Annotated in this window: 20 protein-coding genes and 1 riboswitch; of the genes, 4 read left to right on the top strand and 16 right to left on the bottom strand. The window is 67.9% G+C overall.

Annotated elements, in window-relative coordinates; translation table 11 throughout:
• Positions 1-31 precede the first annotated feature (31 nt).
• The 15 genes from KAJ83_RS15005 to KAJ83_RS14935 all read right to left on the bottom strand — a co-directional run bounded on the left by KAJ83_RS15005 (position 32) and on the right by KAJ83_RS14935 (position 14,658).
• The gene (locus KAJ83_RS15005; RefSeq protein WP_246484671.1) at positions 32-790 is read right to left on the bottom strand and encodes an ABC transporter permease; all 759 of its coding nucleotides are present in this window, start codon (positions 788-790) and stop codon (positions 32-34) included.
• Positions 787-1,614 carry an ABC transporter ATP-binding protein gene (locus tag KAJ83_RS15000; RefSeq protein ID WP_210682912.1) on the bottom strand — a complete coding sequence of 276 codons (828 nt, stop codon included), beginning with the start codon at positions 1,612-1,614 and terminating at the stop codon, positions 787-789. The genes KAJ83_RS15005 and KAJ83_RS15000 overlap by 4 nt, the downstream gene beginning before the upstream one ends.
• A gap of 80 nt (positions 1,615-1,694) precedes the next feature.
• Positions 1,695-2,825, bottom strand: coding sequence for a TRAP transporter substrate-binding protein (locus tag KAJ83_RS14995; protein WP_210682911.1), 1,131 nt, complete (start codon positions 2,823-2,825; stop codon positions 1,695-1,697).
• A 40-nt stretch (positions 2,826-2,865) separates the two neighbouring features.
• Positions 2,866-3,678, bottom strand: a complete 813-nt coding sequence (gene thiD / locus KAJ83_RS14990; RefSeq protein WP_210682910.1) for a bifunctional hydroxymethylpyrimidine kinase/phosphomethylpyrimidine kinase — start codon at positions 3,676-3,678, stop codon at positions 2,866-2,868.
• A complete protein-coding gene (gene thiE / locus KAJ83_RS14985; protein WP_246484670.1) occupies positions 3,675-4,367 on the bottom strand; it encodes a thiamine phosphate synthase in 693 nt (230 codons plus the stop codon). Before thiE ends, thiD begins: the two co-directional genes overlap by 4 nt.
• Positions 4,355-5,122: a hydroxyethylthiazole kinase gene (locus tag KAJ83_RS14980; protein WP_210682909.1), complete on the bottom strand. Its 768-nt coding sequence runs from the start codon at positions 5,120-5,122 to the stop codon at positions 4,355-4,357. Before KAJ83_RS14980 ends, thiE begins: the two co-directional genes overlap by 13 nt.
• Positions 5,123-5,233: 111 nt before the next feature.
• A riboswitch (TPP riboswitch) is annotated at positions 5,234-5,351 on the bottom strand.
• Positions 5,352-5,418: 67 nt separating this feature from the next.
• Positions 5,419-5,838 carry a secondary thiamine-phosphate synthase enzyme YjbQ gene (locus KAJ83_RS14975; protein ID WP_210682908.1) on the bottom strand — a complete coding sequence of 140 codons (420 nt, stop codon included), beginning with the start codon at positions 5,836-5,838 and terminating at the stop codon, positions 5,419-5,421.
• A complete protein-coding gene (locus KAJ83_RS14970; RefSeq protein WP_210682907.1) occupies positions 5,822-6,328 on the bottom strand; it encodes a GNAT family N-acetyltransferase in 507 nt (168 codons plus the stop codon). Before KAJ83_RS14970 ends, KAJ83_RS14975 begins: the two co-directional genes overlap by 17 nt.
• Positions 6,329-6,339: 11 nt before the next feature.
• Positions 6,340-6,675, bottom strand: coding sequence for a hypothetical protein (locus KAJ83_RS14965; RefSeq protein ID WP_210682906.1), 336 nt, complete (start codon positions 6,673-6,675; stop codon positions 6,340-6,342).
• A 164-nt stretch (positions 6,676-6,839) separates the two neighbouring features.
• Positions 6,840-7,556: a type 1 glutamine amidotransferase domain-containing protein gene (locus KAJ83_RS14960; protein WP_210682905.1), complete on the bottom strand. Its 717-nt coding sequence runs from the start codon at positions 7,554-7,556 to the stop codon at positions 6,840-6,842.
• 388 nt (positions 7,557-7,944) lie between these two features.
• The gene (locus KAJ83_RS14955) at positions 7,945-8,538 is read right to left on the bottom strand and encodes an amino acid synthesis family protein (protein WP_210682904.1); all 594 of its coding nucleotides are present in this window, start codon (positions 8,536-8,538) and stop codon (positions 7,945-7,947) included.
• The gene (locus KAJ83_RS14950) at positions 8,535-9,398 is read right to left on the bottom strand and encodes a UPF0280 family protein (protein WP_210682903.1); all 864 of its coding nucleotides are present in this window, start codon (positions 9,396-9,398) and stop codon (positions 8,535-8,537) included. The genes KAJ83_RS14955 and KAJ83_RS14950 overlap by 4 nt, the downstream gene beginning before the upstream one ends.
• 29 nt (positions 9,399-9,427) lie before the next feature.
• Complete coding sequence (locus tag KAJ83_RS14945; RefSeq protein ID WP_246484668.1) at positions 9,428-10,978, bottom strand: 6-hydroxynicotinate reductase; 1,551 nt, start codon at positions 10,976-10,978, stop codon at positions 9,428-9,430.
• On the bottom strand, positions 10,975-13,794 hold the full coding sequence (locus KAJ83_RS14940; protein ID WP_246484667.1) for a molybdopterin-dependent oxidoreductase: 2,820 nt from the start codon (positions 13,792-13,794) through the stop codon (positions 10,975-10,977). Before KAJ83_RS14940 ends, KAJ83_RS14945 begins: the two co-directional genes overlap by 4 nt.
• Before the next feature lie 3 nt (positions 13,795-13,797).
• Positions 13,798-14,658: an FAD binding domain-containing protein gene (locus KAJ83_RS14935; RefSeq protein WP_210682902.1), complete on the bottom strand. Its 861-nt coding sequence runs from the start codon at positions 14,656-14,658 to the stop codon at positions 13,798-13,800.
• Between the two features lie 457 nt (positions 14,659-15,115).
• On the opposite strand from KAJ83_RS14935, the gene KAJ83_RS14930 reads away from it, so the two are divergent.
• Complete coding sequence (locus KAJ83_RS14930) at positions 15,116-16,843, top strand: putative bifunctional diguanylate cyclase/phosphodiesterase (RefSeq protein WP_210682901.1); 1,728 nt, start codon at positions 15,116-15,118, stop codon at positions 16,841-16,843.
• Between the two features lie 38 nt (positions 16,844-16,881).
• On the opposite strand, the gene phaR is transcribed toward KAJ83_RS14930, so the two are convergent.
• Positions 16,882-17,556, bottom strand: a complete 675-nt coding sequence (gene phaR, locus KAJ83_RS14925; RefSeq protein WP_210682981.1) for a polyhydroxyalkanoate synthesis repressor PhaR — start codon at positions 17,554-17,556, stop codon at positions 16,882-16,884.
• A 281-nt stretch (positions 17,557-17,837) separates the two neighbouring features.
• Here phaR and KAJ83_RS19390 point away from each other — a divergent pair, with 281 nt between their 5' ends.
• The 3 genes from KAJ83_RS19390 (at position 17,838) to KAJ83_RS14915 (ending at position 21,028) form a co-directional block, all read left to right on the top strand.
• Complete coding sequence (locus KAJ83_RS19390; RefSeq protein ID WP_246484664.1) at positions 17,838-18,593, top strand: hypothetical protein; 756 nt, start codon at positions 17,838-17,840, stop codon at positions 18,591-18,593.
• A gap of 52 nt (positions 18,594-18,645) precedes the next feature.
• Positions 18,646-19,692 carry an alpha/beta fold hydrolase gene (locus tag KAJ83_RS14920; RefSeq protein ID WP_246484662.1) on the top strand — a complete coding sequence of 349 codons (1,047 nt, stop codon included), beginning with the start codon at positions 18,646-18,648 and terminating at the stop codon, positions 19,690-19,692.
• 160 nt (positions 19,693-19,852) lie between these two features.
• Positions 19,853-21,028 (top strand): acetyl-CoA C-acetyltransferase, encoded by a 1,176-nt coding sequence (locus KAJ83_RS14915; protein WP_210682900.1) that lies wholly within the window; start codon positions 19,853-19,855, stop codon positions 21,026-21,028.
• Positions 21,029-21,072: the final 44 nt, after the last annotated feature.

The raw sequence follows: 21,072 nt of genomic DNA, 5'->3' as shown, positions 1-21,072 counted from the left end.
GACTTTGCCCTCGGGGAACGGGGCGACGGGATCAGGCCTCCGGCTGCCAGCGCACCAGGTGGCGCATGCCGCGATCGACCACGAAAAACAGGGTGAGCGAGAAGACGGCCAGCACCAGCAGAGCCGCGAACATGGTCGATATCTGAAGGCGCGCATTGGCGTGCAGCATCAGATAGCCAAGGCCTGCGCTGGAGCCGACCCATTCCCCGACCACGGCGCCGATGGGCGCGACCGCCGCCGCCACCCGCAAGCCGGAGGCGAAGGCCGGCAGCGCCGCCGGCAGGCGCAGACGGCGCAACACCGCCATCCGCCCGCCCCCCATGGTGCGGGCAAGATCGAGCCACCCGGGGTCCGTGCGCTTCAGCCCATCATGGAAGGCGGATGTCACGGGGAAATAGATGATCAGCACCGCCATCGCGACCTTGCTGGCCATGCCGTAGCCGAGCCAAAGCGTCAGCATCGGTGCCAGCGCGAAGACCGGCAGCGCCTGACTGACCACCAGGACCGGCATCAGCCACCGGCGCGCGGGGCGGAACGCCGTCAGGACCAGGGCGCTTAGCACCCCGAAAACCGTACCCAGCGCCAAGCCCATCAGGATTTCCGAGGCCGTGATCGCGCCGTGCCGGACAAGGGTCGGATATTTCTGAACCAAGACCTCGATCACCGCGATCGGGCCGGGCAGGATATAGGGGGGCGCGCCGCTGACCCACACCGCCGCCTGCCAGAGCGCGAGGAGCCCGACGGTCAATGTCAGCGGCCGGATGAGCCCGCCCCCGGTCATGCCGCTCATTCCGCGACCTCCCGCGCGAGGGGGGCGCCGGTCGCGGCCATGGCGCTCTCGGCCCCGCCGATGGCGGCCCCTCCCGCCAAACGTTCCAACAAGGCACGGTGCAGACGCGCGATCTCCGGCGCGTCGGTGGCGCGCGGCGCATCTCCGGAGGGAATGATCGCGGGGCGGGCGAGACGCGCCGGCGCGCCGTGCAGTACCTCCACCCGGTCGGCGACGCGCAGCGCCTCCAGCGGATCATGGGTGACCAGCAGAACCGTGCGCCCCGCCAGCAATTCCACCGCCATCGCCTGCAATCGGTACCGGCTGAGCGCGTCGAGCGCCGCGAAGGGCTCGTCCATCAACACGACCGGCCGGTCCTCCAACAGCGTGCGAGCGAGCGCGGTACGCTGGCGCATGCCGCCGGAAAGCTCGGCCGGCATCGCCGAGGCCCGCTCGGCCAGACCAACCCGCTCCAGCAGGAAGAGCGCCCGCTCGCGCAAGTCTCGGGCCCTCGCGCCCTTGAGGTCCCCGCGCAGGCGGGGGCCGAGCAGCACGTTGTCGAGCACGCTCGCCCACGGCAGCAGAAGGTCGCGCTGGGCCATGTAGGCGATCCGCCCGGCAAGCGGCGCACCGTCATCCGCCACGACCCGGCCGCCGGCCGCCGCCCCTTCGGCATCCAGGCCCGCGACGAGACGCAGCAGGCTGGTCTTGCCCACCCCGCTCGGCCCCAGAAGGCAGGTCCAGGCACCGCCCGCGATCTCGACATCCAGCCCGTCGAAGACGGTCACGGTATCGAAACGCAGGCTGGCGCCTTCTATGCGTATGGCGGGTGCGGTGACGGACATCGCGATGGGCCTCTATCTTATCGGCGCGTCAGACGGCGCGGGCTTATCGGCGCGTCAGACGGCGCGGGCTTATCGGCGCGTCAGACGGCGCGGGCCTGGAAATAGGCGCGCACGCCGACCTCCGACCAACGGCGCGCCGTGCGTTGCGCCGCGCGGTAGCTTTCCAGAATCCTGGGTCCCATGGGGTCGTCGGCGACCGCTTCCTCGATCACCGTATCGGCGAGGCGCCGCTGCTCCGCCGTGACGCTGTCCGGCATGCGGAAGAGGGAGACGCCGCGCTCGTTCTCCAGCCGGTCAAGGGCCGCCGCGCTCTTCCAATCGGCCTCGGCGAGAGCGTAGGCATGCTCGGCCTGGCAGGCATCCTGGACCAATTGGCGCAGATCCTCCGGCAGATCGGCATAGGCCTTGGCGGAGACGAGGCATTCTCCCGTCCCGTTCGGCTTGTTTACCCCGGGCCAGGCATAATGCTTGGCCGCCTTGTAGAAGCCGAAGGCCTCGTCGATCCAGGGATTCAGGAATTCCGCCCCGTCGACCACGCCGGACTGAAGCGCGGTGAATATCTCACCCGCCGGCAGGGTGACGGGCGTGGCGCCCATGCGGCGCATGACCTCGCCGCCCAGCCCGACGATGCGCATCTTCAGGCCCTTCACGTCTTCCGGGCTTTCGATCGGCCGCTTGAACCAACCGCCCATCTGCATGCCGGTGTTGCCGGCCATGAAGCCCTTCACGCCGAATCGGCCGTAAAGCTCGTCCCACAGCTCCTGACCACCGCCGTGATAGACCCAGGCCATGTGCTCGCGCGAGCTGAGACCGAAGGGCACGGTGGTGTAGAAGGCCGCCGGCGCCGCCTTGCCCGTCCAATAGACGGAGGCGGTGTGCGCCATGTCGGCCGTTCCGTCGGCAACCGCGTCGAAGACCTCAAGCGCGGGTACCAACTCGCCCGCGGCGTGCAATTCGACGGTCAACCGCCCCTCGCTCGCCGTCGTGATGCGCTTGGCCAGACGATCGGCGGTGATACCGGGGCCGGGGGAATTTCGCGGCCAGCTCGTCACCATGCGCCAGGTAATCCTGTCCTGCGCGCGCGCGACGGCCGGCGCGCTCAACGCGCCCGCACCCGCGCCGACGCCGGCGAGAGTCCCGAGCCCCGCGCGGGCGAGAAAGCGTCGGCGATCCGTCGGAAAATCATGCGTGGAGTCATCGGAGGAAGCCATCAGCTTATCCTTCCTTCTTGAGTCCGGAGGAATTTCGGCCCTAGCCGTGCCAGAGCCCGTGGAAATGATGAACGGGGCCGTGCCCCCCACCGACATCGAGCGTGTCGGCGGTCGCGATGGCGTTGGCGATATAGGCCTTGGCCTGCTTCACCGCCTCGCCCATCGTCTGCCCCTTGGCGAGGCCCGCGGCGATGGCGGCGGAGAGGGTGCAACCGGTGCCGTGCGTGTTCCGGGTATTGAAGCGTCGGCCGGGCAGCCATTCGCTTCCGCCTTCCTCGGTGAACAGCAGGTCGGCGGCGCTGTCGCCCGCCAGATGCCCGCCCTTCAGCAAGACCGCGCGTGGACCGAAATCCAGAAGCCGGCGCGCGGCCTCCACCATCGCGTCCGGGTCGGTGATCGGCTCTTTCAGCTTCAGGAGCGCGGCCGCCTCCGGCAGGTTCGGCGTGATGATGTCGGCAAGGGGAACAAGCCCGTCGATCAGCGCCTTCATCGCGTTCTTGGCGAGCAGGCGGTCACCGCTCTTCGCGACCATCACCGGGTCGAGCACGACCCAGGCCGGCTTGTAGCGTTTCAAGTCGAGGCGCACGGCATCGATCACATCGGCGCGGCCCAGCATGCCGATCTTCACCGCGTCGATCGCGATATCCTCGAACACCGCACGCATCTGGGCGCGCACGAAGCTGGGGCTGACATCGAAGACACCCTGCACTTCCCGCGTGTTCTGGGCGGTGAGCGCCGTGATGACGCTGCATCCATAGACACCGAGCGCGGAGAAGGTCTTCAAATCGGCCTGGATGCCGGCGCCGCCGCCGGAATCCGAACCGGCGACGGTAAGGGCGATGGGGGTGCTCATGAGGCGGCCTCTTTTCTATCCGGTTGACGGCGGGCCCGTCCCTCGGCAATGCGGTCGATGAGGGCGGCGGCCGCCGCCCGGGGGTCGTCGGCGCTCGCGACGGCGCTGACCAGCGCCACGCCGTCCGCCCCGGCGGCGGCCACATCCGCCGCGTTCGCCAAATCGATGCCGGCGATGGCGGAAATCGGCATGGTGGGCGCGCGGTTCCGGATGATCCGCACGCGCTCCGCCAAACCATCGAGGCCGATGGGCGCCTCCGGATTATGCTTGCTGCCGGTCGGGAAGACCCCGCCGATGGAGGCGTAATCGATCACCGCCGGATCGACGGCTTCCGCCTCCGCGATGGTCTTCACCGTCACCCCGATAATCGCGTCGGGCCCCAGCAGGCGCCGCGCATCCAGGGGACGCATATCCTCGCGCCCCAGATTGACGCCGTCGGCGCCCGCCGCCATCGCCACATCCACCCGGTCGTTGACGATAAGCGGCACGCCGGTGCCGTCGAGCGCGGCCTTGAGCGCCCGCGCGCTCTCGATCGTCGCGGCGGCGCCATAGCGCTTGTCGCGCAGTTGCACGAGGCTGGCGCCGCCGGCGACGGCCTCGCGAACCAGCCAGGCCGGATCGCGCGCGCCCCAATGATCGGGGCCGAGAATGAAATAGAGGCTGATATCGACGGGGTTCAATCGGCGCATGTGGTCACCTTCGCATCGCGCATGAGATCATCCGGGGTCAGATCATGGAGCCGGTCGAGCAATGCCGGCTGGAAGCCGCCGGGCCCCCGCGCGCTCCCGGCCGCCCGCTCCCCCGCGAGGCCGAGCAGCACCGACGCCGCCAGCGCCGCCGTGAGCCCGTCCCGCTCCACCGTCAGGAAGGCCCCGGTCAAGGCGCCGAGCAGGCACCCCATGCCCGTGACCCGCGTCATCATCGGATCGCCATTGGCGACCCGCAGGACCGCGCCGTGATGACCGATGCTGTCCGCCGCGCCGCTGATCGCCAGCACGCCGTCGAAGGACGGCGCATCGGCGCTGTCGAAAAGGGCCGCGCGTTCCCCTTCGTTGAGGCGCAGCACGGCCGGGCCGTCGTTCACCAGCTTGGCCGCCGCGCGCAGGCGCGTCGGCGCGCGGTCGATCATCACGGGGTCGAGGACCCAGGGCACCCCCTGTACCTTCGCCGCCGCGACCGCGATATCGATCGCCCGCAGGCGCTCCGCATCGGGCGTCCCCAGATTGACGGAAAGCGCGCCGGCCCCGGCGGTGAAGGCGCCCACCTCCTCGTCATGATCGGTGAGCGACGGCACCGCGCCGAGCGCCAACAGGCCGTTCGCCACCAGATTGGCAGCGGCCATGTTGGTCAGGCAATGAACGCGCGGGGCGGTGGCGCGCAGCCGGTCCAGCGCATCGGCGCCGGCATCCAGCCGCCCCTTCACGTCGATCGGACGATCCGCCATCGATCCTCCACGCCGTCGACGCCGCCCCCTTGCGGGACGAGGGCCGACGCGCCGCGTCGATCCGGCCTTGATGACGCCGGGTCGCGGAAACCGCCTGATTCTGGGGAGAAGCGAGGTCGGATCTCCGTTCCCTACGCCGGTGCGAGCCGGATCAGGTTCCACGAGTTGGCACGGATCAAGCGGCCGCGCCTCTCAGCCCCGTCCTACAGGGGCACCCCGACTGAGATTTCTAGTATCAACCTATACGCTGCGGCGGCGAATGCAAGGGGGTCGAGAAGATCGTCGGTCGAGAAGGCTCACGTCCCCAGGAGATGCAGGGCAACCCGGCGGCGGTGGGGCCGGTCGCGATGCTCGAACAGATAGATCCCCTGCCAGGTACCGAGCACCGGGCGGCCATCCGCCACCGGAATGGAAAGATGCGTCTGGGTGAGCGCACCCCGGATGTGGGCCGGCATGTCGTCCGGCCCTTCCGTCGTGTGGCGGTAGAGCGCGGGGTCGCGTTCGACCAGACGGGCGAAGAAATCGGCCAGATCGCGCCGCACATCGGGGTCGGCGTTCTCCTGGATCACCAGGGAGGCGGACGTGTGTCGACAGAACAGGGTCAGCAGACCTTCCCCGATCCCGCTTCCCGTCACGAATTGGGTGACCGGGCGGGTGATCTCGATCAGCCCCGGTCCGGCCGTCTCGACCTGCAATTCGTCACGATGCTGGCGCATCCGGCAGCCTCTTCTCGAAATAGACGCGGGCGAAGCCGTCCTCCACCCGGCGCGCGCTCTCCCGATAACCGAGACGCGGATAATAGGTCAGATTCTCCGTCATCGCCGCGTTGGTATAGAGGGCGATCACCGTCCGGCCGGCCGCGCGCGCCCGCGCCTCCGCATGGGCCATGAGGCGGTGACCATATCCAAGTCCCTGGCGGGCCGGATCGACCGCGATCGTCTCCACGAACCAATCCCCGTCGCGTGCGAAATGGACGATGAAGCCGCGGACGGTCCCATTCCGGCCGGAATCACCACCGTCGCTCAGGACGTCCATCCGCCCCTCCCGGATCACGGCGGCGTAATCCGCGTCCATCGGCGCCGGACGCCGATCCATGCGGGGGAGATAGAGGGCATAGGCACCTTCCGCCAGCGCGCGTACCGCCGTCAGATCCTCCGCGAGGGCGGGCCGAACAGCGGTGCCGTGCGATGGCGGGTCGGGTGGCATCGCCGCGCCGGTCAGATGATATCGTCCTCGTCGGCGACGAGGTTGCTGAGCGCGGAGAGATTGCGCCGGATTTTCTGGCGCGCCATCAGCTTGCGCTGCGCCTGGATCGGCAGGTCGGTGAAATTGATCATGTTACGGCCGATCAGGACATCCAGGATATCCTCGGTGATACGCGCCATGTCCGTATCGCTCTCGGAAAGCGTCGCGCGCATGGCCGACGGGTTCGCGCCATGCAGATAGCGCAGCACGTCCGGATTATCGTTCGGCAGGAACTCCCGGGCGTTCGGCGAACTCTTGTCCGAAATCCCGATGATCGTGCCGTTCTCGTCGCGCGATACATATGGCATGGGGTGAGTCTAGGCAGCGTCGCCCGTGCGCGCAATGACGCTGATCACAACCGGGGAATCACAGTCGGGTGGGAAGAGACCGGGGGGGGGGAGGCCCGATCAAGAATAAGCCCCTCCCCGGCGGGGAGAGGCCTATACCGACCGCGCGACGGTGTCTCGGCGCGTCACGCCGCCCGGCGTACCGGCGCCTCGCGCAGGGCTTCGAGCAGATAGGCGCTCAATGCCTCCAGCGACATCGGGTTCTGGCCGGTGATCAGATTGCCGTCGCGCACGGCGTGCGAGGAGAAGCTGTCGCCCCCCTCGAACGTCGCGCCGAGCTCGCGCAGCCGGCTCTCCAGCAGGAACGGCACGACCTCCTGCAACTCGACCGCTTTTTCCTCGGCATCGGTAAAGCTGTTGACGGTGCGCCCCCTGACGATCGGCCGGCCCTCGCCATCGACCGCGCCGACCAGTCCGGCCGGGCCGTGACAAACGGCGGCGACCGGCTTGCCTGCCTGATGGAAGGCACCGATCAGGCGCGCCAGGGTCTCGTTATCGGGCATGTCCCACATGGTGCCATGGCCGCCGGGCAGATAGATCGCGTCGTAGCTGTCGGGATTGACGTCGGCGATCTTCACGGTCTGGCGAATCGCGGCCATCGCGGTGTCGTCCTTGAGGAAGCGTTCGGCGCTCTCCGCGTTCTCGCCGTCGGGCTTGCGGCTGCCGGGATCGATCGGCGCCTCGCCCCCCGCGACGGAGGCGATATCGACCGTATGCCCCGCATCCTTCAAAGCATAGAAGGGATGGGTCAGCTCCTCCAGGTGGAAGCCCGTCGCCTTGCCCGTGTCGCCAAGGCGGTCGTGCGAGGTGGTCACGAAGAGAATGCGCTTTTCATCGGCCATTGTCCGGTAACTCCTTAGTCATCCGAGCGGTTTCGTCCGCGTCGTCCGTTACCGGGACAGGTGGGCACGGGCCTGACGGTGTAAACCCCGCCCAGCCAAAATCGTCCCGAATTCGCGACACGCCACGGAACTGCCGCATTCGCGCCCTTTGAGCGCCATGGGGCGCCGCCATTCTGGGACCAATCCCGTTCCCCGGGGCGCGCGAATGTCGCGCCGGGCGGGCGGTGGTCCAACCCCAAGTCGGTGCATCGCCCCCCTCACGATGTCCCGGCGACGGCCGCCGCCCGTTCAGCCGACCGCGCGCCCCGGGCGGGAGGTCCTCCCCCAGGCCGGGCCCCACGCCCCCCAAGACCACGCGCCCGGTCCGGCCGGATAAGCGAACCCCTGGTCAGCGAAGGCCGTCGCGCTTCGATATCCCGGACTGCGTCAAGCCGCCGACACGCGCATGGATGCGCCCACCATCGGCCATGGCGATGGCATAGAGGATCTCCGAGGGGCGCGGCGCATCGGCCACCCGCACCTCGATCGCGGAGAAGTGGCTGCGCACATAGGCCGCGTCGATATGGCCGAGCGGCACGTCGAGCCCAGCCCCCGTCGCCGCCACCTTCTTGGAGGACGGCACGATGGCCAGCGCCTCCCCCAGCAGCCGGCGCATGGCATAGCCCCCCGGCACATGCCAGAGCGCGCCATGCTCCAACTCCCCGTCGACGCCGACGATGGCGCCCTTGCCATAGGCCTCGATCGCCTTCGCCTCACCGCCCATGGCCTTGAGGAGACGATCCGCCATCTCGTCGCCGAGCGGCTTCAGATCCTCCATGAACCCCTCGATATCGGGGGCGTATCCACCGGCGAAGGGATTGGCGATCACCGCGGCCGCCCACCCGACATGGACCGGACGTTCCGGGACGGGGCCGAATTCGTGCCGGATCTCCTCCACATGGGTAATCAGCTTGCGGATTTGGATCGTCGCGACGTCGCTCATACGGTGAGACTCCCGGCAGGCTCGATGGAAAGGGGACCAGCGCCGACGAGGCGACGCTCACCCCGCAGGCTGAGCACGGCGGCCTCGATCAACCCCTGGGCCTTGAAAAGCTCGGCCCGCGCGACGCCACCGGCGAGCGCGCGATCGACCTCCTCCGTGCGCAGAGGTCCGACCCGAACAACCGTCAGCAAATCGCCGAGATCGCTATCGGGGTCGAGACTGCTGGCCGGCACACGGCGGATCGCCGACGACGTGCAATCGACGGCATTGGCGATCAGCGTCGCGGCCGCATCCGCGGCGGCGGCCGTATCCGCCAGGACAGTGACCGCGTCCGCGATACCGAGCGAGAGGGAGCGCCCCCCGCGACCGCTGGTGGCCAGCCCCCGTCCGCGCTGATCCGATGTCACCTCGATCCGGCCGGCGACTTCCAGCGTTTCGTCATTGGCGATGAGTTCCGCCGAGAACCGTGCCCCGGGGTCGAGGTAAAAGGCGATATCCCCGCCGTTATTCACGACGACCTTCTCAAGGCGTCGTTGATCGAGCATGACGGTGAGCACCTCGTCCGCCACCGCCCCGGCGACCGCGGCCATCGGCGTGATGAATTCTTGGTCGCTAAAAGGCAGGCACGCCCAGCGCATGCGTTGCGCAACGGGCCCCGTCGGATTTTCTCCCACGGGTCGGCGCAGAAGCGCCAGTTCCTCCGCGAGGCGAGGCAGGAGCGTCGGAAAGCACGCCTCCGCCTGCGCGTGGGCGGCGGCGACCTCCTCCGGCGCGCCCCAGGCCTCGATGACGAGATCGATCGGGCCATGACATAAATGGCGCCGCCCGTCCGGCAGGCTGACGATCAGCGGATCCAACATGGACGGCAGTCTCCCTCTCGACCTTTTAGTTAGGCGCTTTCCGATAACGGGTCCAGCGGCCAGGGATTGTCCGCCTCCTGCTGAAGCAGCCGGTGCCCATCCGGCGCCTCCAGATCGGCAAGATCGCGAATCGCGCCCGCGTGCCCCCCAAGCGCCAAATAATCCGCGCGGCTCATGGTGAACTCGATCGGCGCGACGAGCGCGGGCGTGGGGACCGAGCCGAAACCACCGTCCGGCACGCGGGTCACGTCCGCCATCACCGTTATGCCGCCACCGGGCCAGACATAGGCCGGCGCGCCGCCCAGTGTCACCCGCGTGAAGAGATCGCGGACCGAACGCGTCAGGCGCACCGGGTTCTCCGTGACGCCGGCGCGCAGGCTGCCCCCCGCCCCGCCCATGAACAGGACGGAGCAGAGCGCGGGCTCGCAATTCTCCGCGATGCGGTCGACGACCTTGACCAGCGCCGCCGGCATTTCCGCCGGTATCGGCTTCAGATCCTCGTCCAGCACGCAATAGAGCGAATCCTCCCCCGTCGTGCTGACCATGAAAAGGCGCAGCCCCGGCCAGGCCTTTTCCGGATCGATCTTCTCTATAATGGACAACGGATCGGTGATATCCGTGCCGCCCCAGCCGCCGCCGGGGGCCGCCACCTGGAAATAGCGTCCGGGCGTCGATTTGCGCCCGCGCACGCGGATACCGGCGGGTTTCATATCGAGATAGGCCCCCGCCTGATGTTCCGTCAGCACGCCGGTGATGTGGTCGTCGACCACGATCACCTCGTCCGCGTGGCCGTGCCATTGCTGGGCGAAGATGCCGATCGTGGCGGACCCGCAGCCGACGCGCATGCGCGCCTCCCGCTCACCGTCGATGACCGGCGCGGCGCCGGCCTGGACGGTCAGCGTGGCGCCGTCGTCGATGGTCATCTCCACCGCCGCCTTGTTGCACAGATCCAGCATCGCGCGGCAGGTGACGACCCCTTCCTTCTTACCGCCGCCGGTCAGGTGCCGCACCCCGCCGAGCGAGAGCATCTGGGAGCCGTATTCCGCCGTCATGACATGGCCGATGGGTTCGCCGTCGACGCGCACGGTCGCCTGCTCCGGGCCGATGTGACGGTCGGTGTCTATCTTCACCTTGAGGGAGCAATAGCTGAAAATCCCCTCCGTCACGACGGTGACCGTATCCACCCCCCGCCATTTGCTGGAGACGATGAAGGGCGCCGGTTTGTAATCGGGATAGGTGGTGGTGGACCCGATGCCGGTGACGAAAACCGGGGCATCGCCCGCGATCTCGCCCCGCCAGACCCTGCCCTCGGCGCCATTACCGTCTTTCAGGAAAGGAACGACGCCGCCATCCGCCCGGTCTTCCGCGCGGCGCAGCATCACCAGCGGATCGGTCCGCGACAGCCGCCCGCCGACATTGGCATAGCGGTCGCAGGCACCGGTCCGCCCTTCCCGGATGCGGCAGAGCACCGGGCAAGCGTCGCAGCGCACGATCCCGCCTTCCGCGCCGTTTCCCCGTTCGTCCCGCGACGCGGTTACGGCCGGTTCGGCGCCGGAGGTATCCCGCCGGGTTTCGGTCATCGCGATGCGGCCTCCGCGTCCGCTTCCCGGATCGCCGTCAGCACCCTGTGCGGCAGGGCGGGTACCCGGCGGACCACCGCCCCCGTCGCATGCCGGATCGCGCCCAGGATCGCCGGCGCGGTCGGGACCAGCGCGGGCTCTCCGATGCCCTTGGCGCCATAGGGGCCCTCGGGCTCCTCGTCCTCGATCAACAGGCATTCGATCTCCGGCATATCGCCGAAGGTGGGGATCAGATAGTCGTGCAGGTTCTCCGTCCGGCCCGGCAGATATTCCTCCATCAGCGCGAGACCGAGGCCCTGCGCCACCCCGCCGTGGATCTGTCCCTCCACCATGGTCGGATTGACCGCGCGGCCGACATCGTGGGCGGCCAGAATACGCAAAGGCTTCACGGTGCCGAGGTCGATATCGACGACCACCTCCGCGATCTGGGCCGCGAAGCCGTATGTGGCATAGGGCGTGCCCTGCCCATCCGCGTCGAGCGGCGTGGTCGGCGGATCGAAACTGGCGATCCCTTCCAGCACCGCGCCGTCCGCGCCCACCGGCAGGCCGGACAGATCGATGCGCTTCTCCACCCCGTCCTCGACGGCCAGGATCGCGCCTTCCTCGAACCGGATGACGGCCGCCGGTCCGGCATTGGCGCGCCGCCGGATTTCCGCCAGCAGCGCGAGGCTCGCCTCCTTGACCGCGCGGCCGGAGACGAAGGTCTGACGCGAGGCGGAGGTCTTGCCGGCATCCAGCGTCGCGTCGGTATCCCCGGTCACCTGGGCCAGCGTGGAAACGGGCACGCCCAACGTCTCGGCACAGACCTGCGGCATGATCGTATAGGTGCCCTGGCCGATATCGACCGCACCGTTATAGAGGGTAACGCGCCCGGCCGCGTCCACCGTCACCCGCATATGGGAAGGGTTCGACATCGAGGTGTTGCCGCACCCGTACCACATGCAACCAACGCCGACGCCCCGCCGCATGGGAGAACCCGCGACCCGCGCAGCCGCATTCGCGGCCTGCGCATCGGCGCGCCAATCCTTCCAGCGCGGTGCCACCGCCTCCAGGCAAGCGGCCATGCCGACGGAACGCTCCAGCACCTGTCCCGTCGCCGTTCGGTCGCCCGGCCTCAGCGCGTTGCGTAGCCGAAATTCGAGAGGATCGATCCCCAGACGCGCGGCCAGATCATCCATCAACCCTTCCGTGGCCAACGCGGATTGCGGCACGCCGAAGCCCCGGAAGGCGCCGGACGGGCATTGGTTGGTATGAATCGCGGCGCTGGTGGCCAGGACATTCTCCACCCGATAGGGCCCGGTCGCATGGACCGGGACACGCCCCGCCACGGTCGGCCCCCAGGAGGCATAGGCGCCCGTATCGAAATCCGCGTGCAGGCGCAGCGCCTTGAGCCGCCCGTCGGCGTCCGCGCCGAGACGCGCGTCGATCCGGGCCGGGTGACGCTTGGTGCTGGCGCGCATCGATTCCGGCCGATCATAGACATAGCGTACGGGACGATCGGTCAGCCATGCCGCGACCGCCAGGATCGGTTGCAGGGAAACGTCGAGCTTGCCGCCGAAGCCGCCGCCGCAAGCGGTCGGTACGATGCGCACGCGCCCCTTGTCGAAGCCGAGGACGTTCGCCACCTCGTCCAAATCCATATAGGGGGCCTGGGTGCAGGCATAGACATGGACACGATCACCGACCCGCACGGCATAGCCGGCCTCGGGCTCGATATAGCCATGCTCGACGAAGGGGGTATCGAACCGGGTATCGGCGGCGGCCGCGCAGATCCCCAGCGCCTCCTCCGCCTCGCCGGCGCGGACTCGGCCGCGGATCAGGACGTTATGCTCCGTCAACCGGTCGTGAAGCGGCGGCGAGGCCGGATCAAGCGCGGTATCGATATCGAGAACCGCCGGCTTTTCCGTCCAAGTGATCGGCAGGTCCTCGTCGGTCAGCCCGTCGATCGTCTCCCGATCGCCGAGGAGAGCCAGCACCGCGTCGCCGCGATAGAGCACCCGGCCCGGCGCCAGCACCGGCTGGTCCTTTATGTCGGGATAGATGCCGAAGCCGTTGACGCCCGGAATATCCTTCGCCGTCAGGATGCGGTGCAGCCCCGGGAAACGGGCATGAACGGGGGCGAGGTCGCCGATCTCGAAGGTGGCGTGGGCATATGGGCTGCGCACGACGCGCAGATGCAGGCAATCCGCCGGCCAGTGATCGGCGCCGTAGCGTTCCGTCCCGTCGAGCTTCGCCCGCCCGTCGAGCCGCGCCACCCGCGCGCCCATTCCCCCGTCGGGGAGCGTATCCACCGGCGGGGCGGGGCCGTTTCCGGCCGCATCCAGCATTGCCTCCACGATCTTTTGATAGCCGGTGCAGCGACAGAGCACGCCGCCCAGCGCATCCATGGCCTGATCGCGCGTCGGGCGCGCGGTCCGCTCCAGCAATTCCATGCCCGCCATCAGCATGCCGGGCGTGCAGATGCCGCACTGCGCGGCGCCGTGCTTCCAAAAGGCTTCCTGCAGGCGGTTCAGGCGCGCACCGTCCGCCAGCCCCTCGACCGTGCGGACCGACCGCCCCTCGGCCTGGCCCACGGGCACCAGGCAGGCGCAGACCTGCCGGTCGTCGAGTAGCACGGTACAGGCCCCGCAATCGCCCGCATCGCATCCGACCTTCGTGCCGGTCAGGCCCAGATCCTCCCGCAGCACCCGCGTCAGGCGCTTGCCCGGCGGCACATCCAGGCGATGGGCCACACCATTCACGATGAGACCGAGGAAACCGTTCGTTTCCATCTCCGCGCGCCGATCCTTTGGCGATCCGTTCAGCGTTTCGGCCATGGTTCAAGCACCCTTCCCGGCGGTCGCCAGGCATTCCAGCGCGCGGGCGATCAGCACGCCCGCCGCATGGCGGCGGTAATCCGCGCTCGCCCGCACATCGTCGATCGGGGACAGGTCGTCCAAATAGTCCGGCACGACGACGCCCCCCAGCCCCGGCGCGACGGGCCGCCCCGCCAGCGCAGCCTCCAGCGCCGGCAGACGGCGCGCCGTCGCCGAACAAGCGCCCACGGCGATGCGCGCCGCCGCGACGGTGCCGTCCGGCGTCACTTCCAATGTCGCGGCCACCATGGCGATCGAGATCACGAGATAATGCCGCGCGCCGAGCTTCAGGAAACAGCTTCGCGCGGAACCGACGGCCGGCTTCGGCACCTCGATCGCGGTGAGCAATTCATCCGGCCGTCTAGCCGTCGCGCGATAACCCGCCTGGAAATCGGCAAGCGGCAGGCGGCGTTCGCCCCGCGCGCTCGCCAGGACGACCATGGCATCCGCCGCCAGCAGACAAGGCGTCCCATCGGCGGCCGGCGACGCATTGCAGAGATTGCCGCCCAGCGTCCCGCGATTCTGGATCTGCATGCCGCCGACTTCCCGGGCGGCCTGCTTCAACGCATCAAAATGAGGGGGCAAATCAGCCTCGATCACATCCATCCAGGTAGTGCGCGCGCCGAGACGGTGCCCAGCCACCGTTTCCTCGATCCCGCGCAAGGCGTCGATCCCACCGATATCCAGCACCGCCTCGGGCGGGCGCGGACCGACCCGAGCCGGGAAATGGTCGGTCCCACCGGAGAGAACGGTCATCGGAGCGCCCGCCAGCGCGTCGAGCGCCGCCGTCAGATCCCTCGGCCGAAGATAGGATGTCGCCGTCATGACCGGCCGCCAGTCCCCCGTTCCGTTTCCCGGCGTCTCCGATAGGGCGAGAGCGCCCGGGAAGGGCCCCGTCGAATTGACGGATTTGTTTGTATACGTATGAGTTTGCGGCAAAATATAAAGATCGACAAGGGGTCTTCCCGAGGCATCGGGGAGCATATCGCCGGATACACGTGATCGCCCTCACACCCTCCCAAGGAACTCGCCTTATGGTTGATGATTGGAATAAAAGTTTCGCAAACTGTGCTTTGATATTTTCATTCGAAAGATCAGTCGCTTCTTTCGTACGTATTTGCTAAATTCGAGGGCGCTTGCATGACAATTGGACATTTTCACGTTTCATTTGGTGAATTCGTGATCCGGGTCGATGGATGACAGGCGATACCGTTCGCGGATTGGGAGGGGCGCTTCCCGCCGGGGGGACGGTGAGAAGGCGATGAAGTTGGATGATAGATCCATGGCGGCGTCGAATGCCGAGAGCGATCCTGGAATCGGCCGCGGGGAGGGCGGCGCCGGCGTTCTGTGGGCCGCGCTTTCGGCCTCTGGCGACCTTGCCTATATTTGGAACCTGATCGAGGACCGTATCGATTGGGCCGGTAATCTGGTGGATATCTTCGGTCCCGGCACGGAGCGTTCCGTCGCCGACGGCGAGGCTTTCAACGAGCGTATTAATGCCGAGGATCTCGCCCGGCGGCTGAAGATCCTGAACGAACACATCTCCACCGGCGCGCCCTATGACTGCGAATATCGGATCCGGCGCGAGGATGGGTCCTTCATCTGGGTTCACGACCGTGGCCGGGTCGAAGCGGACGGGCCGGAAGGCGAGCCGGCGCGCCTTGCCGGCACGTTGCGCGTGATCACCCGGCGCAAGCAAGCGGAAAGCCTGCTGGAGCATCGTGCCAACTATGACGAACTGACCGGCCACCTCAACAAGACCCGCCTGCGCGAGGCGCTACAGAACGCCATCTCCTACAATCATCGCTACCGGGTCTCCGGCGGCTATCTGGCCGTCGGTATCGACAAGTTGTCGATGATCAACGACGGCTATGGGCATGAAACCGCCGACGCGGCCATCATCGCCGCCGGACAACGGATCGAGCGCGGCCTGCGCGTCACCGACATCATCGGACGGATCGGCGGCGACCGATTCGGCATCGTCCTGGCGCAATGCGATGCGGACGGGCTGGCGCGAACCGCGCAGAAGATCCTGGAAAGTTTCCGGACGGCACCGCTGGAAACCGCCGCCGGGCCGCTGCGCATGACCGTCTCGATCGGCGGGGTGGCGATCCCCGGCTTCATCCGTACCGCCCAGGATGCGATGACCGGCGCGGAGAGCGCCCTGCAGGATGCCAAGACGGCAGGCCGTAACTGCTTCGTGCCCTATGAGATGTCGGCCGAGCAGAGGGAACGCCAGCGCCGCAACATCGAAACCGGCGAGGATGTGCTGCGGGCGCTCGACGAGGGACGCATCGTGCTCGCCTATCAGCCGGTCGTGTGCGCGCGCACGCGCGAGACGCGCTACTACGAAACGCTGCTGCGCATGTATGACGAGGCGGGTTCTCTCCGCTCGGCGGGAGAGTTCGTGCCGATTCTGGAGAAGCTGGGGCTGATCCGCCTGCTGGACCTTCGCGCGCTGGAACTGGCGGCCGCGGATTTGCGGCGCTACCCGGAGATCGCGCTCGCGGTCAATGTCTCCAGCATGACGGTGATCGATCCATCCTGGATGCGGACCCTCATGGGGCTGGTCAAGAGCAGCCGAAGCCTTGCCGAGCGACTGACGATCGAGATCACCGAGACCGCGGCACTGGAGGATTTCGACGTCACCGCGCGGTTCATCAGCACTGTGCGCGACCTGGGCTGCAAGGTGGCACTCGACGATTTCGGCTCCGGCTACACGTCCTTCCGGCACATGAAGTCGCTGACCGTGGATGTCGTGAAAATCGACGGCGCCTTCGTCACCGATATCGCGCACAACCAGGATAACCAGCTATTCGTGCGTACATTGTTGGGTTTGGCGGAGGGCTTCGGCCTAAAGACGGTAGCGGAATGCATCGAGAGCGAGGAGGACGCCCGCATCCTGACACGCGAGGGGGCGGATTTCCTGCAGGGCTGGCATCTGGGCCGGCCCGACGTCGCGCCGGCTTGGCGATCCGAGACGAATGGAAGCCCCCCGGGCGAGCGATGAGGCCGGCGGACGGCGCGCCCGTCCCCTTCCTGCCTCTCTTACTTTTTCTGCATATCCTGAAGCTGGCGCTGCATCTCCGAGAGCTGGTCCTGCAGGGCCTTCACCCGTTCCGCCTGATCGGCGGCGTCCTGCCGGTCGGCCTCGCCCCTGGGCTGGGGCGCGGAACGGGGAGCCCCGGCCGGTCCGCCACCGGACAGGTCCGGAGAAAAGGGCCGGAAAGCGCGCATGGCGTTCTCGAAGATCTCCATGTTGCGCTTCCCCATCTCCTCCATCTGGCCGAAAGGAAAGACGGCACCGAACGTATCGGACATGTAGGAGCGCATCTTCTCCTGATTCTCGGCGAAGGAGCGCAGCGAAAGATCGAGATATTGCGGCAACATCATCTGCTGCATATTGTCGCCGTAGAATCCGATGAGTTGACGCAGGAAACCGATCGGCAACAGGTTCTGCCCCGTCTTCGCCTCCTCCTCGACGATGATCTGCGTCAGGACTGATCGTGTGATATCCTCGCCGGTCTTCGCGTCGTAGACGACGAATTCGACCCCGTCCTTCACCATCCCGCAGAGCGTTTCCAACGTGACATAGCTGCTGGTCGCGGTGTTGTAGAGGCGCCGGTTCGCGTATTTCTTGATCGTGACCGGGGCGGACGTGCCGTCCGTGGCCTGGCCCGACGCCTGGCTACCGGCGCCCTTGGCGCCCGCCTTGCCCGGCATATCCCCGGGACTGGGGCCCGGCTTCGCGTCCGATCCGCGTTGATCCGCCATGGGCTGGCTCCCGTGCCTGGACCGGTTGGCGCGCCCGCGCTTCCGGTCGTGTCATTGGAAGACGGAATACCCCGTATCGGATATTCCGCGACGCACCCTTATCCGCGTCCATTCGTTCCATTATATTGCATCGCGGGAAATTGCGGTGCAAGGGTTGCCGCCGACCATGCCTGGAGCCGGGTCCCGTGCTGGGTTATAGTGCGGGCGCGAAGCGATTTGAGGATGTGGGGATGTCCGAAAGAGACGACGACCCGCCGGTCGAGGATCTGACGACGCTCGCCGAACGGTTCTTCGATCTGTGGCGGGAGCAAATCGCCCTGCTGTCGGACGATCCGGCGACCGCCCAGGCGATGGCGGACATGGCGCGGCTCTGGCATCCGATGGCGGGGGCCATGGGCGGCGGCACCAGCGGCGGGGGCATCAACGGCGGAGGCATGGGACAATGGCCCGGCTTCGGCGGGGGTGAGGGGTTTGGCGGTGCGCCGCGCTCCCAGGACATGGCGCGCTGGGCCGATCCGGCACATATGACGGACGCGATGAATATGATGCGGACCATGCTGGCTGGGATGGCCGGCCCGTCCGCCGCGCGTGGAGGCCCGGATGCGGGCGCCCGCGCTGAACCACGCAATGGGGGAGCGGACGCTGGATCGTCCGGCGCATCGAATCATGGATCGAACGCGGAACCCACGAGGGGAACGAACACGGCCGGACCTTCTGGCGGGACCGACGCCGGGGCCGGGACGGCGGATCGGGCCGCGTCCGCTCCCGCTGCACCTGATGAGCGCGATCGCCGCCTCGACGAGTTCGCTCGGCGCTTCGATCGGCTTGAGGAACGGCTCGATTCCCTGGCATCCGAGCTTGCGCGCGGAGGTGGCGAGCCTGCGCAAGGCGATTCGTCGCCACGCCGCGCGCCAGCCAAGCGATCCGGCGCAAAATCTCCCGCCAAATCCCCTGCCAAATCCCCTGGGCGCCGGCGAAAGGGCTGATCCCGACCTGGAAGCCTTCTGGCGGGAGCAGGCGGTCTGGAACGCCTTCACCATGGCCGTTCAAGATACGGCCGCCCGGCGCCTGTCCCGCATGCTGGAGGGAATCCAGCGCTACCGGGCCCATCCCTATCAACGGTCGTTGGAGGATCCCCCCATCCTCTGGGCGGAGGGAACGACGCGGCTGCTCGATTTCCGCGGCCTGCGCGAGGGGCCGTCGCAAGGATCGGTCATGCTGGTCCCCTCGCTCGTCAATCGCGGCTATGTGCTGGACCTGACGGCGGAACGATCGCTCGCCCGATGGCTCGCCGCGCGCGGAATCGACGTGATGTTGGTCGACTGGGGCACGCCCGGCGCGGATGAGGAGGATTTCACCGTCACCGATTATGTCGCCCGGCTGGGCCGGGCGGCCGGGCATTGCGCGGCGGCTTGCGGGCGGCCGGTCGGGCTTCTCGGCTATTGCATGGGCGGGCTTCTGACGCTGCCGCTTGCTGCCGGCTATCTCGGCCCCAACCCACCCGTCGACCGGTTGATCCTGCTCGCCACACCATGGGACTTCCATGCGGAACGCCCGCGTCAGGCCCGCCTGCTGGGCGCGATGGCGGGCGGTCTGGAGCCGTTGTTGCAAAGCCAGGGCGTATTGCCGATCGATGCGCTGCAGGCGCTGTTCGCGACGCTCGACCCGTTTCTGGCAATGAAGAAGTTCGACGCCTTCGCCCGCATGGACCCGGAAAGCGACCGCGCCCGTTCCTTCGTCGCGCTGGAAGACTGGCTGAATGACGGCGTGCCGCTGGCCGCCCCCGTCGCGCGCGAGTGCATGACCCGTTGGTACGGCGAGAACCGGCCGGGCAACGGCACTTGGCGGCTGAGCGGGTTCCCGGTTCGCCCACGCGATGTCGGTATGCCCACACTTGCCCTCGTCCCCTCCGGCGATCGGATCGTGCCGCCGGGATCGGCGCTCGCGCTTGCCGAGGCGATTCCCGATTGCCGGCTGGAGCGCCCCAAGGCCGGCCATATCGGCATGATCGTGGGTGGGCGGGCCGATCGGACGGTCTGGGAACCGATCCGCGCCTTCCTTGCAGGTAGGGTGGGAGCCACCTAGGTATTCCTTGAGAACACCGGGGAGCATGCGCGCCGGATCGCCGCCCCTAGGCGCGTTGCCGTCCCCTACGGGGCGCGGTACTGTCGACGCAACCATGCCGGCGCGGGGAATGGCGAACGCCACGGCGCCCCATGAAGCGCATCAAAATGGAGGAGCATCCATGAGCGAAATCGTTATCGCGGCCGCGGCGCGCACGCCGGTCGGCGCTTTCAACGGCGCACTGTCCAGCGTGCCGGCCTCCTATCTCGGCTCGATCGCCATCAAGGAGGCGCTGAGCCGCGCCCAGGTCGAGCCCGAAGCCGTCGACGAAGTGGTGATGGGCCAGATCCTGATCGCCGCCCAGGGCCAGAACCCGGCGCGCCAGGCCGCGGTCGAGGCGGGCATTCCGGTGGAGAAGACCGCCTATCAGATGAACCAGCTCTGCGGCTCGGGCCTGCGTTCGGTCGCGCTCGGCATGCAGGCGATCAAGGCGGGCGACGCCGACATCATCGTCGCCGGCGGCCAGGAAAGCATGAGCCAGGCGCCCCACGCCGCCTATCTGCGCAGCGGCCAGAAGATGGGCGATCTGAAATTCGTCGATACCATGATCCGCGACGGTCTGTGGTGCGCCTTCAACGGCTATCACATGGGCAACACGGCGGAAAACGTGGCCCGTCAGTGGCAGTTGACCCGCGAGCAGCAGGACGAATTCGCCGCGCTCTCCCAGCAGAAGGCCGAGGCCGCGCAGAAGGCTGGCCGCTTCAAGGACGAGATCATCCCCGTCACCATCAAGGGCCGCAAGGGCGACACCGTCGTCGAGGAGGACGAACACCCCAAGCATGGCACCACGGCCGAGAGCCTGGCGAAGCTGCGCCCCGCCTTCGACAAGGAGGGCACGGTCACGGCCGGCAATGCCTCCGGCATCAATGACGGCGCGGCGGCCTGCGTGCTGATGAGCGCCGAGGAGGCGAAGAAGCGCGGGATCACGCCGCTGGCCCGGATCGTTTCCTGGGCGACGGCGGGCGTCGATCCCTCGATCATGGGCACGGGCCCGATCCCGTCCTCCAAGAAGGCGCTGGAGAAGGCCGGCTGGAAGCCGGAGGATCTCGACCTGATCGAGGCGAACGAGGCCTTCGCGGCCCAGGCGCTCGCGGTCAACAAGGACATGGGCTGGGACCCGGAGAAGGTGAACGTCAATGGCGGGGCCATCGCGCTCGGCCATCCGATCGGCGCCTCGGGCCAGCGGGTCTTCGTCACCCTGCTGCACGAAATGCAGAAGCGCGATGCCAAGAAGGGCCTCGCCACGCTCTGCATCGGCGGCGGCATGGGTATCGCCATGTGCGTCGAGCGGGATTGAGTCCGATCGGACTGGGTGGGGGCCGGGCACGCCGGAAACAGGCG

Source organism: Marivibrio halodurans, assembly GCF_017963645.1.
GTDB classification, from domain to species: domain Bacteria; phylum Pseudomonadota; class Alphaproteobacteria; order UBA8366; family Aestuariispiraceae; genus Marivibrio; species Marivibrio halodurans.
This window is presented reverse-complemented; position numbering and strand designations above follow the sequence as displayed.